Origin of the sequence: Variovorax sp. E3 (assembly GCF_016082275.1) — a bacterium.
In the GTDB taxonomy this organism is placed as follows: Bacteria; Pseudomonadota; Gammaproteobacteria; order Burkholderiales; family Burkholderiaceae_C; genus Variovorax.
Window position 1 is genome coordinate 1 of record NZ_MOWM01000180.1, and the last position, 14,213, is coordinate 14,213.

12 protein-coding genes and 1 pseudogene are annotated in these 14,213 nt (G+C 70.0%); 9 read left to right on the top strand and 4 right to left on the bottom strand.

The genetic code is table 11. The annotated features are described in order from the left end of the window. The first annotated feature begins 69 nt into the window (after positions 1–69). Positions 70–228: a response regulator transcription factor gene (locus tag BMG07_RS35495; RefSeq protein WP_198088440.1), complete on the top strand. Its 159-nt coding sequence runs from the start codon at positions 70–72 to the stop codon at positions 226–228. A gap of 7 nt (positions 229–235) precedes the next feature. Here the strand turns inward: BMG07_RS35495 and BMG07_RS35500 are convergent, their stop codons facing one another. Further along, positions 236–1,996, bottom strand: coding sequence for a carboxylesterase/lipase family protein (locus BMG07_RS35500; RefSeq protein WP_198088441.1), 1,761 nt, complete (start codon positions 1,994–1,996; stop codon positions 236–238). Between the two features lie 208 nt (positions 1,997–2,204). On the opposite strand from BMG07_RS35500, the gene BMG07_RS35505 reads away from it, so the two are divergent. Together BMG07_RS35505 and BMG07_RS35510 are read left to right on the top strand one after the other, a co-directional pair. Further along, complete coding sequence (locus BMG07_RS35505) at positions 2,205–2,561, top strand: DUF2845 domain-containing protein (protein WP_198088442.1); 357 nt, start codon at positions 2,205–2,207, stop codon at positions 2,559–2,561. 30 nt (positions 2,562–2,591) lie between these two features. After that, complete coding sequence (locus tag BMG07_RS35510; protein WP_198088443.1) at positions 2,592–3,338, top strand: DUF6882 domain-containing protein; 747 nt, start codon at positions 2,592–2,594, stop codon at positions 3,336–3,338. A gap of 25 nt (positions 3,339–3,363) precedes the next feature. On the opposite strand, the gene BMG07_RS35515 is transcribed toward BMG07_RS35510, so the two are convergent. Together BMG07_RS35515 and BMG07_RS35520 are read right to left on the bottom strand one after the other, a co-directional pair. After that, entirely contained in the window at positions 3,364–3,894 is a 531-nt protein-coding gene (locus BMG07_RS35515; protein ID WP_198088444.1) for a cupin domain-containing protein, read from the bottom strand. Further along, a complete protein-coding gene (locus BMG07_RS35520) occupies positions 3,891–4,634 on the bottom strand; it encodes an NAD(P)-dependent oxidoreductase (protein WP_198088445.1) in 744 nt (247 codons plus the stop codon). The genes BMG07_RS35515 and BMG07_RS35520 overlap by 4 nt, the downstream gene beginning before the upstream one ends. Positions 4,635–4,725: 91 nt before the next feature. Between BMG07_RS35520 and BMG07_RS35525 the strand changes: the two are divergent. Then, positions 4,726–6,164 (top strand): annotated as a pseudogene (locus BMG07_RS35525) (PLP-dependent aminotransferase family protein). Positions 6,165–6,170: 6 nt separating this feature from the next. On the opposite strand, the gene BMG07_RS35530 reads toward BMG07_RS35525, so the two are convergent. Beyond that, entirely contained in the window at positions 6,171–7,265 is a 1,095-nt protein-coding gene (locus BMG07_RS35530) for a hypothetical protein (protein ID WP_198088446.1), read from the bottom strand. A 139-nt stretch (positions 7,266–7,404) separates the two neighbouring features. Between BMG07_RS35530 and BMG07_RS35535 the strand changes: the two genes are divergently transcribed. The 5 genes from BMG07_RS35535 to BMG07_RS35555 form a co-directional block, all read left to right on the top strand. Further along, on the top strand, positions 7,405–10,167 hold the full coding sequence (locus tag BMG07_RS35535; protein WP_198088447.1) for a hypothetical protein: 2,763 nt from the start codon (positions 7,405–7,407) through the stop codon (positions 10,165–10,167). Then, positions 10,164–10,592, top strand: a complete 429-nt coding sequence (locus BMG07_RS35540) for a hypothetical protein (protein ID WP_198088448.1) — start codon at positions 10,164–10,166, stop codon at positions 10,590–10,592. The genes BMG07_RS35535 and BMG07_RS35540 overlap by 4 nt, the downstream gene beginning before the upstream one ends. Beyond that, a complete protein-coding gene (locus BMG07_RS35545; protein ID WP_198088449.1) occupies positions 10,589–11,311 on the top strand; it encodes a hypothetical protein in 723 nt (240 codons plus the stop codon). The genes BMG07_RS35540 and BMG07_RS35545 overlap by 4 nt, the downstream gene beginning before the upstream one ends. Next, the gene (locus tag BMG07_RS35550) at positions 11,230–12,291 is read left to right on the top strand and encodes an SWIM zinc finger family protein (RefSeq protein ID WP_198088450.1); all 1,062 of its coding nucleotides are present in this window, start codon (positions 11,230–11,232) and stop codon (positions 12,289–12,291) included. Before BMG07_RS35545 ends, BMG07_RS35550 begins: the two co-directional genes overlap by 82 nt. 284 nt (positions 12,292–12,575) lie before the next feature. Next, positions 12,576–14,213 (top strand): reverse transcriptase family protein (locus BMG07_RS35555; protein WP_269759723.1); only part of this gene is annotated, 1,638 nt, incomplete at its 3' end.

Consider the following 14,213-nt stretch of genomic DNA (forward strand, 5'->3'; position numbering starts at 1 on the left):
CCAGCTCGAAGGCCGCGACGAGCGCCCGGCGCACCAGCGGCTCACGGTGCGCGAGCACCAGATCATCTGATGATGCTCAAGGGCATGTCGCTCACGGTGATCGGCGAAGAGATGCTCATCAGCGTGAAGACCGTGAGCACGCACCGCACCAACATCCTCGAGAAGCTCGGCGTGGCCAGCACCGCCGAGCTGGTGCTCTACGCGGTGCGCCACGGGCTCATTCAGTAAGGAGCTTTCAGCGCGGCCCGCTGCGCAGCGGGTCCACCGACTCGGGCAGCGCGTTGAAGTCGAGCTGCTGCGACAGAAAGTCGCGCTGCTGCGGCGACAGCAGCGTGTAGCGCGGCCAGAAGAACAGGTAGTCGTCGGGCGACATGTACGACTGGTTGTCGAAAATCATCCGCTTGTTGCACAGCAGGCAGATGAAGTTGGTCCACCCGGTCCACGGCGTCTTGCCGTCGAACAGCCGCGTGGGCGCGCCGTAGCGCGCGAAGCTGGCCGTGTAGTCGATGAACTTGTCCGACAGCGCCTTGCGGCTGCTGGCGTTGGTGGGGCTCCAGGCAAAGCGCATGAAGTTCGGCTGGTCGGTCACGAAGTTGCCGAACAGCGCCGCCACGTCGATGGCGTGGAACGCGCCGAAGGTGTCCTTCCACGGCTGGGGCGTGTCGTCCCAGTTGTAGTTGTAGCGGTAGATGTCGCCGTTCTGCAGCCGCAGCACGCGAATGACGTTGTCGATCACGTTGTCCAGCGCATACGTCAGCGCCTCGTGCGTCTGCGTGTAGATCGGGCGGAACTCGGGCTTGATGAGCTGGTTGAAGGTGACGGTGCCCGGCGCCGCGTAGTTCGACAGGTTCCAGAACTCCTGCTGCGTGGGCTGGCCCATGCCGAACAGGAACGCGAAGTACGAGCCCTCGTCGTGCGTGGAGCCGATCATGATCGGCATCTTGTTGTAGTCGCCCAGCAGCAGGCCCGGCAGGCCGCTCGCGCGGATCACGGTGCCGTCGGTGAAGTGGCCGGGCACGATGGGGCTGGGCGTGAACTTCATGATCTGCGCGGCCGAGGCGTTGCGCAGCAGCGCGGCAATGTCGGCCTGGCTCATGCCCGCGCGCTGCGCCGTGGCCTGTGCGGTGGTCGATGCGCGGCCGGTGTCCACCAGCAGGCTGTCGATCAGCGACTCGGCCGCCAGCGTGCCCACCACCGGCGGGTACGCATTGGGAATGCCCGACATGCACACCGCGCGCTGGAACTTGCCCGCGGCCAGCGGCGACTGCAGCAGGCCCCAGGTGTTGATGCAGCCGGCCGACTGGCCCGCCACCGTCACCTGCCCCGCGTTGCCGCCGAAGGCGCCGGCGTTGGCCTTGACCCAGTCGAGCGCGCGCACGAGGTCCAGCGTGGTGAAGTTGCCGGAGTCGTCCAGCGCGTTGCCGGTCTTCAGCGCCGGGTGGTTGAGCCAGCCCAGCATGCCCATGCGGTACTGCACCGTCACCACCACCATGTTGGCCTTCTGCGCGAGGTAGGCGCCGTCGTAGCTGGGGTCGCGCGCCGAGCCCTTGGTGTTGCTGCCGCCGTGGATCCAGACGAACACCGGCAGGTTGTCGGCGCTGGAGTTGGGGCGCCACACGTTCAGGTAGAGGCAGTCTTCGCTGCCCACCGGCTGGCCGAAGGTGGCGGGGTCGGGCTCGCCGAAGGGGTTGCCGACCTGCGCGCACATGCCGGCCAGCGTGGTGGCCGCGCGCGAGCCGCTCCATGGCACCGGCGGCTGCGGCGCGCGCCAGCGCAGGTTGCCCACGGGCGGCTGCGCGAACGGAATGCCGAGAAAGGCCTGCGTGTTGTTGGCCGCGGCCTTGCCGTAGATCTGGCCGGCGTCGAGCGTGCGCGTGAGGCTCTGGTTGTAGGCCGCCAGCGCGGGCACGGCAATGGCCGCGAGCGCGCACAGCACCGCCATGCGAAGCAGGCGAAGAATCCGGGATGACGAATACGGCCGATGGTCGATGTGCATGTTGTTGTCTCCTGTGTGGATACGGCGGGCTCTGGCGGCCCGCGTCGTCGCAGGATTCTGCGGACCGCGAGGGCGCGGCGGGCTCGGTGTCATCGCAGGGGCCCGGGAAGAATTGTCCGATTGACATCGGGGCCGCGAAAGCACATGCAAAGCCCGTGAACTTCGCCCGGCGGCTACAGTCGCAGGCAGGACAACACGTGCCACATCCATGCGCTTTTCTCTCGCAAGCACCCTCTTCTGCCTGGCCGCGCTGCTGCATGCGGGCGGTGCATCCGCCCAGTCGCTGAGCTGCGGCGGCATGCTCTCCGGCGTGGGCGACTCCAAGTTCTCGGTGGTGCAAAAATGCGGCGAGCCGATGTCCAAGGACTTCGTCTGCGTGCCCCGGCCGCAGGTGGCATGGGTGCTTTCGCCTTACCCGGGCGGCCCGGCGCAGCAGGTGATCACGCAGCAGTGCGTGCCGATGGAAGACTGGGTCTACCACCGGGGACAAGGCAACTTTCTCGGTATCGTGCGCTTCTACAACGGCGCGGTGGAATCGGTGCGCGACGGGGACCGGGTGCGCTGAACACCTTCATCAACCAACACAGGATCTGACGTGAGCACATTCCAGGACCATTTCTCGGACCACGCGGCTTCCGCCTTCGCCAGGCAGATGGCGTTGGGCGACGTCATCGGTGACAGGTCGTGGGGCCTCGACCTGCAAAGAGGCACGCTGCGCTTCGGCGATGACCTGGAGTACCCGGTGCAGCTGCTGGGCACGCATGCCTCCGGCCCCGGCACATGGCTGTGGGTCTGGGCCAATGCGCAGAGCAACATTCCCGAGCAGCTCACCGAGGCGGCACTGCGCGCCCGGCAACGTGGAGAGGCCGAGCAGATCGAGGCCTTCGCCGCCCCGTCGCTGCAGCTGGACGAGGCCCTCACCGACCACATGATCGCGATGACCTGCGGCGGCCTCGAAGGCGGCCGTTGCTACTACCGCGCGCCCTACGACGGCGGCGCCCTCTTCGTTCTGCTCGACGGCGTGCCGCCCGAGGTGCAGGCGCCGGTGGCGCTGTCGCACGCTCCCACAGTGCTGATGCAGGTGATCTCGCAGTTCGACGTGGACCACAGGCGCATGGTCACGAGCTTCCTGCGGCAGCAGGGCCTGGAGGCCACGTCGACGAGCGCGACGGCCATTCGCGCCGAGCGCGCGGGCGAAGGCCACCTGGACATCAGCTTCGACGAACTCGGCCGCATCTCGAACGTCAAGGGCAAGCTGCTGTCCCAGCCTGCGGCACCGGCAATCGCGGCGGCGCAGCCCGAGGAATCGAAAGCACCGCGCTGGCAGTTCTGGAAGCGCTGAGCCCTGCTCTGCCCGCTCATCCCGCTCAGGGCGGCAGCACCAGCGGCCCGCAGTTCTCTTCAGTCACGAACACCGACACCAGCCTCGCGTGCTTCACCGGATCGGGGTTCTCCGCGAACAGGTGCAGCGTGCCGGGCGGCTCGAAGAAGGTCTCGCCGGTGCGGTAGTCGCCGGGTGGCGTGCCGGCCAGTTGCGAGCGCACCATGCCTTCGAGAATGATCGCGGTCACCGAGCCCGGATGCCGGTGCGCCGGCGAATAGGCCATCGGCGGAAAGTCGACGATGGCCGTGGTGACGGACTTGCCGGGCACATGCGGCAACGGCTCGCAAGACAGCACCTTCACCGACGTGCGCGGCCGCGCGACGGCGCCCGAGCCCTCGACCGGCGGCGCCGACGCGAACATCGGCCGGCTCACGGTGCTGCAGATGTCGTCGATGAACTGCGCGGCGGACTGCTTGCCCGCGTGCGGCAGCAGCGCCCAGCCTGCCGCGGCGACGGCCAGCGCGCCGAAGCCGAGGGCCGCGCGGCGATGCGCAAGAAGCGGCAGCGCGTTCATTGCGCGCTCCCGAGCGGCAGCCGCATGTCGGCGCGCCAGCCCAGTTCGCGCTTCGCCTTCTGGCTGCTGACTTCGTCGCCGTCCTCGGCGATGTTGAACACGCCGCCACGGGTGTTTTGCAGCGCCAGCAATGCGGCGTATGCGGCCGCCTGCACATGCACCGGGCTCGCGCCCTTGCGCTCGGCCGTCGACGTGCCCGGCCCATAAAGCTGGCCGTAGCGCAGCACGCTGGCCGTGATGCCCCGCGCGCCCAACACGGCCTGCTCCAGCGCCGCGACCCCGCCGACGCTGACGCTGCGCGGCCCTTCCGCGCCCAGGTCGAGCGGCATGTCTTCGGTGAAAGGCTTCGGCCCCGGCGCGTAGGCCCACGCGATGCTTTGCGCCACCAGCCGCTTCGCATCGGCCTCGACAGCCGCGGCCACGAGGTTGCGCGTGCCCTCGGTGCGCACGCGCGCATTCATCGTGGCGGCTTCGGCCATGCGCTTGGGGTCCAGGTCTTTCGGCAGGTCGGTCAGTTGGTGGATCACGGCCCAGGGTGCGATGCGCACGAGCGCGGCCTCCAGCGCCGGCGCGTCGAACACGTCGACGACGACCGGGTGCGCGCCCCGCGCCTCCAGCGCGGCCGCGCGGTCGGCGCGGCGCGTGCCGCCATACACGGTGTAGCCCGCGCCGATCAACAGAGGAATCAGCGCGGTGCCCACGGCGCCGGTGGCGCCCGCCAAAAATACCTTCTCGCTCATCGCATCACTTCCTTCAGGCTGTTCATGGGGATGAGCTTAGGCTTACGATGTCTTACCCAAAAGAGCCAAGAATCGATCAAACGACTGGGCCATGAAAAGCGGCACCATTTCCAAACCAGCCAAGCCGACGCTCGACCGCGCCACCGACACGCCGCTGTTCCGCCAGATCTACGAGCGCTACCGCGGCGCCATCGAACAGGGCACGCTTCGCCCCGGCGACCGCGTGGCCTCGGCGCGCAGCCTGGCCAGCGAACTCGGCGTGGCGCGCGGCACCGTCGAGGCCGCCTACAACCAGCTGGCGGGCGAAGGCTATTTCTCGGCGCGCGGGCAGGCGGGCACGGTCGTCTCGCCGTCGCTGCCCACACAGCGCGCGGCGCGGCGCGAGCAGCCCAGGCGCATCGAGGCACCTGCCGCCCACGGCGGGCTCATGCAACCGGGCGAGCCGCCGCCGCTGCAACTCGGCATTCCGTCGTTCGATGCGTTCCCGCGCAAGCTGTGGTCACGCCTGGCCGCGCGGCGCATGCGGGCGATGGGCGCGGCCGACATGTTCTACGGCGACCCTTCGGGCCATGCGCCGCTGCGCGAGGCCATCGCGGCCTACCTGCGGGTGTCGCGCGGCGTGGCCTGCCAGCCCTCGCAGGTCATCGTGACGGCCGGCTACCGCGCCTCGCTCGCGCTGGTCGCGCGCACGCTGCTGAAAAAGGACGACCGCGTGTGGATCGAAGACCCGGGCTTTCCGCCGACGCAAGACGTTTTGCGCCACACCGGCCAGCGCGCGGTGCCCGTGCCTGTGGACGACGAGGGCCTCGTGGTGGCGCGCGGCCTGCGCAAGGCCCCGAAGGCGCGCATGGCCGTCGTCACGCCCTCGCACCAGGCGCCGCTCGGCGTGTCGATGTCGCTCGCGCGCCGGCTGCAGCTGCTCGAATGGGCGTCGAAGGCCAATGCATGGATCGTCGAGGACGACTACGACGGCGAATACCGCTACGCCGGTCCGCCGCTGCCCGCGCTCAAGAGCCTCGACGGCCACGACCGCGTGCTGTATGCGGGCAGCTTCTCGAAGGTGCTGTACCCGGGGCTGGCGCTGGGCTATATGGTGGTGCCCGAGTCGCTGTGCGCGCGTTTCGAGGAGGCCGCGCGCATCGGGTCGAACGGCAGCCCGCAGCTCACGCAGGCCATCGTGGCCGACTTCATGCGCGAGGGGCACTTTCCGCGCCACCTGAAGAAGATGCGGCTGCTCTATGCGCGCCGCAGGGCCCTGCTCGCGGCGGCGCTGCTCAAGACCTTTGGCGACGCGGTGCGCATCGACCTGAAGAGCGGCGGCATGCACCTGATCGCGCGCTTCGAGGGGCGCCCCGAGGCGATGCCGAATTGGCCCTGCGCGCGCAGAAGGCGGGGCTGAACTGCCAGCCGTTGTCGGGCCGGCGCATCGCGGCGACCGGCGACGAAGGGCTCTTGATGGGCTTCACCAACATCGCGGGCATCGCGCAGGCTCACCGGCTCGCGGCGCGGCTTCGCGCGGCGTTGGGCTGAACCGCGTCAGGCCTCGCCGTCTTCCTCGAGCGCGGCGCTTCGGTCCTTGATGCGCGTGACCTGGGACAGCACCGCGTCGGCCGGCGTCATGTCGGGCCGCTGGCCCTTGTAGACCGGCTGCTCGAACTTGCCGCCCGCATAGCGGTACAGGTAGCGCACCTCGACCAGCGTGCCCACGGCCGGCAGCGCCTCGTTGGGCGGCACCGTCACGTTGCCGAGGTCGAGCATCGCGCCGGCCTCGTCGCGCAGGCCCACGGCCACCGAGCGCTGCGCGTTCACGCGGATCACTTCGCAGGTCGCGCTCTGGTTGAACTTGAACTTCAGGCTCGCGGTGCTGCGGCCGGCCGAGAACGGCGCGTCGAGCGCCTTGAGCACGTAGCCCTCGCCGTGCGCGGCCAGCAGTTCGGCGGCGCGGGCGCGCTTGCCTTCGGCGCTGAGTTCGAGCGCGAGCACGGTCATCCACGGCACGGCGCTCGCGGCTTTCTGCAGGTGCCCGAAGCGCTCGATGAACGGCGCGCCGCGCAGGTCCTGCCCGGCCAGCTCCAGCAGGTCGAAGGCCAGGAAGCCGTCGCCCACGTGCTCGCCCGCGATCACGGTGCGTCCAGCCACCGAGTCAGCAGCACCGACCCACGCCTGCGGAATGTCGACGAACAGGCCGCGCCGGTTGGTGCCGCGCACCGCGGCGCCTTCGATCAGCAGGATGCGGTTTTCGCCATCGGCCTTTTCCTGCAGGCCCCAGGCGGGGTCGTCGAGGTAGCGCGCCGCCTGTTCCTCGGCAATCAGCGTGGGCAGTTGCGGCAACTCGCCGCTCACGCGGCCGGCCAGGTCGCTCGAGGTGTAGAGCGCGCCGGACTGGTCGGGCGTGTAGCCCTTGGTGGTCTTTTCTTTCACGACCTTGTCGTAGATCTTCAGCGCCGCCTCGTAGGCCAGCGGGCTGCTGGTCTTGGTGCCGGTGGCCAGGGTGCCGCCGCGCCGGCCGTTGCCGTAGTCGACCACCCAGCCCTCGTCCTTCGGACGCAGGTGGACCTGGTAGACCTTGTCCGAGCCCTGCCCCGTGAAGTAGAGAAAACTCGACTGTTGTAAGTGTTCCGTATTCGCCATTGCGCTCTTTGCCTGCCTGTTGGCGGATGTACCCGCAGCGCGCGATGCTACACACGCGCCAGCGCCGCGCATGCCCGCTAAGATGCGCGGCGACACAAGAAGCACAAGCATCCAAACCCGAAGGCAGGGAGGCCTCCGCGTGAAGCGCATTCGCTCCGAGAAATTGATCCGCATGAAGCCGGGCGCGCTGGGCGCCTCGGGCTTCAGCACCGTGGAACTGTTCGCCCTGCCGGAAGCCCCGGGCCACGTGGTGCACGTGAGCACCAGCCGCGACGGCCAGCAGTGGAAGGAAACGGTCTACACCCCCTCGCCGCTGCCGCTGGAGGCCGCGACCGCTGCGTTCGAACAGGCCGTGGCGGCGCAGATCGCGCAGGGCTACGTAGTCGAAGGCACGGCGCTTCCAGCCGCTGCCGCAGCGCCATCAGCCCCCGTCGCGCTTCCGCATCCGGGCGACGCCGTGCTGCTCGCCAGCATCCATCCCGACGCCTGGCGCCTGCTGCCGCCGGTGCGCCAGAGCCGCGTGGTGTGGCGCATCGGCGAGCGCCGGCTGGCGGCGGCCGTGCCCCGGCTCATCGACCTCCTCGAAACCGGCGAGCCGATGCTCGACTACTGCATTGCGTGGGCCATCGGGCGCTGCAGCGACGGCGGCGCCTTCGAGGCGATGCGCGAGCTGTCGCAGCGCGGCCGCACGCCCGTGGTCACGCGCGCGGCGCGCTGGGCCGCGCTGAGTCTCTGGCCGCAAGACCAGCGTGCCAGCGAAATGGCGCGCATCGCCGACGACTGGCCCGCTGCCCTGCGCCGCGCCTGGGCCGAGCTGCTCGAACTGCCGACCGCGCAGGCCATGCCGCGGCTGCGCGACCACCTGGCCGACACCGCGCTGTGGAACGGCATCAAGTACGCGGCGTGGGTCGAGCAGCTGTTCGACCTGTCGCTGCTCGAAGGCCCCGCCGACGACAGCCTGGTGCATGCGGCGCTGCGAGAAATCGCGCAGACGCTGCAGCTTGCCGCCGGCAGCTTCCGCGCATGGCGCCGGCTCTACAAGGGCGCCGAGTTCGCGGGCGACTACGCGCTGCTCGGCGTGCTGCACCAGCGGCTCGAAACGCAGCGCGCCGCCTTCCGTTCGGGCGGACGCTGGGCCATGGCCAACGGCCGCTACGTCGAGGTCGCGAAAGAAATCGCGCGGCCCGACAGCCGCCTGGCCTACAGCCACCGCACGCGCGACTACCTGCGCCGCCGCACCTGGCGCAGCCTGCGCCGGCTGGCATTGGCCGGCACGGCCGACGAGGCGAGCTGGCTGCAGCTGGCCATGGGCGTGCTGCTCGCGGCCGACGATGCCGACGCCGGCACCGCCGGCCAGCAACGCGACCCGCGCTGGAGCGAAGAGCCCAGCCGCTGGCACACCGGCCCGTACAGCACGTGGCTGGTGCTGATGCAACTGCTGCACCGCCACGACGACGAATGGGAGGCCCAGCGCGGCGGCCTGCGCTGGCGCCGCCACACGCCGTTGCCCACGCTGCGCGTGAACCGCACCGAGGCCTGGCCCGAGCGTTGGGACCGCCATCCGCAAGCGCTGCTGCAGCTGATGCAGCAAGGCCGCTGCGCCGCCGTGCATGCCTTCGCGGCCCGCGCGCTGCAAGACAACAAGCCTTTCCGCGAAGCGCTCGAAGCGCCCATCGTCGAAGGCCTGCTCGCCAGCAGCTGGCACGACACCGCGCGCTTCGCGCTGGGCATCGCGCGCGAGCGCATCGCGGCCGGCGCGCCACCGCTGCCCTGGCTGCCCGCCCTGCTGCGCTCCCCGCTCGACGAGGCGCGCGCTTATGCGCTCGAATGCATCACGCGCGACCCGGGCCTCTACGGCCAGCAGGTCGAGCTGCTGCTGATCCTGCTGACCTCGGCCGACGCCGAAGTGCGCCGCGCGTCGCGCCTGCTGCTGCAGGCGGCCGCGTCGAACCTGTCGGTGCTCGATGCGCTGTGCGTCGAACTGCTCGCATGGCTCGCGACCAGTGATGCCGAGACGCCCGAGCTGGCCGCCATCTGCGAGAACCTGCAGTGGGCCCTGCAGGGCCTGCTGCGCGCGGCAGCAGCCAAGGCCCCGCTGCCTGAACTGCTCGCGCTGTTCGACCACCCCGCCCCCGACGTGGTGGCCACGGCCGCCGAATGGCTGCTGCTGCACCCCGCGTCGGTGCAGGGCCTGCCGGTGGCCGTGCTCACGCGCCTGCTGCAGTCCGACGACCAGCGCCTGCGCGGCGCGGGCGTGCGGCTCTTCACCGCCCTGCCCGACGACACGCTGGTCGGCCAGCCCGAGCTGTTCGCGGCCTTCTGCGCAAGCCCGATGCCCGCCGTTCGCGCGGCCGTCGCACCGAAGCTCGCACAGCTGCTGCCGCAGCATCCGGACTTCGGCGCGAAGCTGATGCCGATGCTGCGCGATGAACTGTTCCGCGCCGAGGCTGCCGAGGGCGTGTTCGACGCATTGCTGCAATGGCTGCAAGGCCCGCTCGCCATGCACACGCGCCGGGGCGAGCCCGCCGTCGCGCTGCGCCTGCTCGAAGCGCGCAGCAAGGGCGCGCAACAGCTCGGCGCATGGCTGCTGCCGCAACATGCACCGCAAGACTTCGACGTGCTGCAGACCGCGAGCCTGGGCCTCGTCGACACCGCCGCCGCTCGCCGCTGGGCCATGGACCAGCTCGCGGGGCAACCGGAGCGCACGCTGGCCAACCTGGGCGACGCACTGCGCATGTTCGACAGCCGCTGGAACGACGCGCGCGACTGGGCCCGCCAGTGGTTCGGCGCGCAGGGCCAAGCGCCGCAGTGGACGCCCGCGCTGCTGGTGCGGCTGTGCGACCACAAGGACGCGGGCGCCAGCGCCTGGGCCGCGAGCTGCTCACCACGCACTTCGACGTGACCGACGTCACCACCTACATGCTGCAACTGAGCCAGCACCCGTCGCCGGGCATGCAGCTGTTCGTCACCAACTGGCTGGCCTCGGCGGCCGGGCAGAAGCCCGACGTGCTCGCGCGGCTGGAGCCCTACTTCCTGAGCGTGCTGTCGCAGGCCAACCGCGGCCGGCTGGCCAAGGCGCGCGTCATGCAGTTCCTGGCGGCGCAGGCGGCGCATTCGGAAGACATCGCGCGCATCGTCGCGCGCGTGTTCGCGCGGCAGGCCGTCACCGGCGCCATCACCGAGCGCGCGCAGTACGTGGCGGGGCTGCGCGGCATCCAGTCGCAATTCCCCGCGCTCGACAACCCCTTGCAGACCGCCCCCGTGCGCAGCGTTGCGCCGCGCCGCGCGCTGCCTGCCGCACCCCAGGGCGGAGGGCCCGCCGCATGAGATTCCAGTACCGCTACTTCGGCCACTCCGGCGCGCAGCACACGGCCGACAGCACCGCGCTGCAGTTCGCGCCCGACACGCTGCGCGCACCGGTGCACTTCGTGGCCGACATCAACCGCCACCTGCCGTTTCGCGAAGGCATGTCGGCGCTGCACGACGTGGTGGTGGGCGACCTGCGCTTCCAGCCGCGCGACAAGAGCGCGTACCTCGAATGGCTGGCCGGGCAGGAAGGCGAACTGCTCGCGCAGTTCATGACGCGCAGCGACGAGCTGAAGGCGCAGATGGCCCCGCTGCGCGACGAGCTGGCCGACCTGCGCAAGCGCAAGTCGGCAGTGCTGCAGCCCTTCATGCGTGCGCAGAAAAGCTACTTCGACCACATCTACAAGGTCAACCGCGAGGCGTGGTTCGTGCTCGACCCGGTGATCACCGTACACCCCGACCGCGTGTTCTTCGAGTGCTTCAGCCAGGACGAGTCGAGCTACGGCATGTTCTCGTGCAGCCACGATGTGTTCGACCGCGTGAGCGACCACGCCTTCGGCACCACCACGTCGACTACTCGGAGTCGCTGTACGACGAGTTCCAGAAGATCCGCGACTACAAGGCCACGCGCCTGGCCATCGACCCCAGCGGCTTCCAGGTGCAAAGCGACAACGACCCGGCCTTCCACGAGCCGAAGATCGACGTGCCCGACAGCTGGGTGCGCGGCTTCCTGCAGGTGAGCAGCGCGATGCTGCTGCCCGCGCAGCGGCTGCAACTGCACCCGATGGACGTGCACAACATCTGCCTGGTGCTGCGCCGGCGCAAGGAGCGCGTGGGCCCGCGCTCGCTGCGCTTCATCCTGCGGCCGGGGCAGCCGGTGCGCATTCTTTTCGAGCCCTGGGGCCACGAGTTGGTGTGCCCGCGCTCCACGCACAGCGCCACGTCCGACACCGACATCCGCGTGTGGGGCCGGCGCCGGCTGCTGCAGCTGGAGCGGCTGGTGCCGGTGGCGCAGGGCTTTACCGTGCACCTGCTGGGCACGGGCATGCCGAGCTTCTGGGTGGCGCAGCTGCCCGACATGGAATTCACGCTCGGCCTTTCGGGCTGGACCGCCAACGACTGGTCGCGCAACGGCCACTTCGAGCTGCTGCAGCCGCGCCACACGGTCGACCAGGACAGCCAGCTGCGCGTGTTCGCGGCGCTGGGCGAACGCTGGCGCGCGACCACGGCCGAGCTGGCCGCAGCCACGGGCCTGTCGACGCTCACGGTCGATGCCGCGCTCGGCGGTTATGTGCAAGCGGGCCGCGTGGTGTACGACCTGGCGCACGGCGTGTGGCGCCTGCGCGAACTGAGCCGCGAGCCGCTGCCCATGGACAAGCTGCGCTACGCCAGCCCCGAGGAAGAAGCCGCCGCCGAGCTGGTGCAGGCGCGCCGCATCGCCAACGTGAAGACGCTGGCGCGACCCGACGGCGGCCTCACGCTGAGCGGCAAGTGCAAGGGCGTTTCGGGCCAGCGCGAATACCTCGTGAGCCTGCAGCTGGACACCGACCAGCGCGTGGCCTCGGGCGACTGCCAGTGCAGCCACTTCGTGCGCCACCGCATGACCAAGGGGCCGTGCGAGCACATGCTCGCGCTGCGGCTGTCGGCCGCGCCGGCCACCGCCGCGATCCAGAACGCAACAACGACGACAGAACAGGAAAGGACCGCACGCATCGGCTGATACACTGCTTTTTGCGAACGGAGCGGGAAGGCTCTTGCAATCCGGATGGCGTATCGCCACCCTCGCACACAGCACTTCCCAAGCGTCACTGGACGTCTCTTCACTGTGCCGTACATGCATGGTGGCGCGACAACAGTGCGGCTTCCTCGAAGCTCATCGGCGCCACCATGCACGTACGGCGTCGAGTGGAGCCCTCCAGTCCCGAGGCTCTTCGACGAGATTCCCGCTCCGTTCGCAATTTTTATCTTCAGCAGTGCATCGGCCGGTGGCGCAGCGCCATGACCATGCAGTCTCCCCCCGCTTCTTCCATTCCCGACTCGGCCCTCACGCGCGAGCAGCTCTACGAGCGCATCCGCAAGGGCTCGAAGCAGGAAGTGATCCTCGAGGAAATGCAGCGCCTGGGCTTCTGGCCACGGGAAACCGCGCAGCCCACGGTCGAGGCGCAACTGATCCGCCGCGAAACCGAGCTGCAGACGGCGCTGAGCAATCTCGGCACCGAGCTTCGCGGCATCGAGGACCGCGACAAGGCCCTGAAAACGATGCGCAAGGAGCGCATGGCCAAGGCCCGCGAGCGCCGCGAGGAAACGCGCCAGCGCCTGGCACAGGGCCGCCATGCGCGCGCCGTGGCGTGGCACGACCGGCGCCAGCGCGAGCTGCTCTACGTGGGCGACGGCGTGTCGGGCGGCCTGGGCGAAACGCTGAGTGACGCCGAGAAGCTCGCGCACAACGCGCTGCCCGTGCTGGGCCACGCGGGCGACATCGCCACGGCCATGGGCATCGGCCTGGGCGAGCTGCGCTTCCTGGCGTGGCACCGCGACGTGGCGAGCGTGAGCCACTACCAGCGCTTCACCATTTCCAAGAAGAGCGGCGGCGAGCGCCACATCTCCGCGCCCATGCCGCGCATGAAACGCGCGCAGTACTGGGTGCTCGACAACATCCTCGCGAAGATGCCGGTGCACGAGGCGGTACACGGCTTCTTGCCGGGCCGCTCGATCCTGACGAACGCGGCGCCGCACGTGGGACAGGACGTGGTGATCAACCTCGACCTGAAAGACTTCTTTCCCTCCATCGGCATGCGCCGCGTGCGCGGCGTGTTCCGCCAGCTCGGCTATTCGTCGCAGGTGGCGAGCCTGCTGGCGCTGGTGTGCACCGAGGCGCCGACCGACGAAGTGCAGCTCGACGGCCGGCGCTACTTCGTCGCGCGCGGCGAGCGCGTGCTGCCGCAGGGCGCGCCGACCAGCCCCATGCTCACCAACCTGCTGTGCCGCCGGCTCGACGCGCGGCTGGCCGCGAGCGCGGCCAAGCTCGGCTTTCGCTATACGCGCTATGCCGACGACCTGACGTTCTCTGCCGGGCCGCAGCACAGCCGCGACACCGGCAAGCTGCTGTGGCGCGTGAAGCAGATCGTGGCCAGCGAAGGCCTCACGGTGCATCCCGACAAGCAGCAGGTCATGCGCAAGCACCAGCAGCAGCATGTGACGGGCATCGTGGTGAACGACAAGCTCTCGCTCGACCGCGACACGCTGCGGCGTTTTCGCGCGGTGCTGCACCAGGCCGAGCGGCACGGGCCGCAAGGCCTTCAATGGAACGGCAACAGCGACGTGATCGGCGCGCTGCGCGGCTACGCCAACTTCATCGCAATGACGGATGCGGCGCGCGGCGCGCCATATGTCGATCGTGTTCGCGCGCTGGCCGCGAAGCACGGGGGCGGCGCTGTCGCCATGCCGGCCGCGCAACCAGCATCGCCACGCACGCTGCCCGCGGGCCAGTTCCGCAAACAGTCCGCCGCCGGACACGCGCCGTGGCCCGCATGGTGGCAACCGGCGCAAGCGCCCGCGCCGGTGCTCGAGAAAACCGCCGAGCAGATCGCCGAGGAAAAGAAGGCGCAACGCGAGCGGCGCGCGCGCAGGCGGCCGCGGCAG

Excerpts from the sequence above, each read along its gene's own strand:
- BMG07_RS35500 (WP_198088441.1), bottom strand. The coding sequence starts at position 1,996 with ATGCACATCGACCATCGGCCGTATTCGTCATCCCGGATTCTTCGCCTG.
- BMG07_RS35520 (WP_198088445.1), bottom strand. The coding sequence starts at position 4,634 with ATGAGCGAGAAGGTATTTTTGGCGGGCGCCACCGGCGCCGTGGGCACC.
- BMG07_RS35545 (WP_198088449.1), top strand. The coding sequence starts at position 10,589 with ATGAGATTCCAGTACCGCTACTTCGGCCACTCCGGCGCGCAGCACACG.
- BMG07_RS35505 (WP_198088442.1), top strand. The coding sequence starts at position 2,205 with ATGCGCTTTTCTCTCGCAAGCACCCTCTTCTGCCTGGCCGCGCTGCTG.
- BMG07_RS35530 (WP_198088446.1), bottom strand. The coding sequence starts at position 7,265 with ATGGCGAATACGGAACACTTACAACAGTCGAGTTTTCTCTACTTCACG.
- BMG07_RS35495 (WP_198088440.1), top strand. The coding sequence starts at position 70 with ATGATGCTCAAGGGCATGTCGCTCACGGTGATCGGCGAAGAGATGCTC.
- BMG07_RS35515 (WP_198088444.1), bottom strand. The coding sequence starts at position 3,894 with ATGAACGCGCTGCCGCTTCTTGCGCATCGCCGCGCGGCCCTCGGCTTC.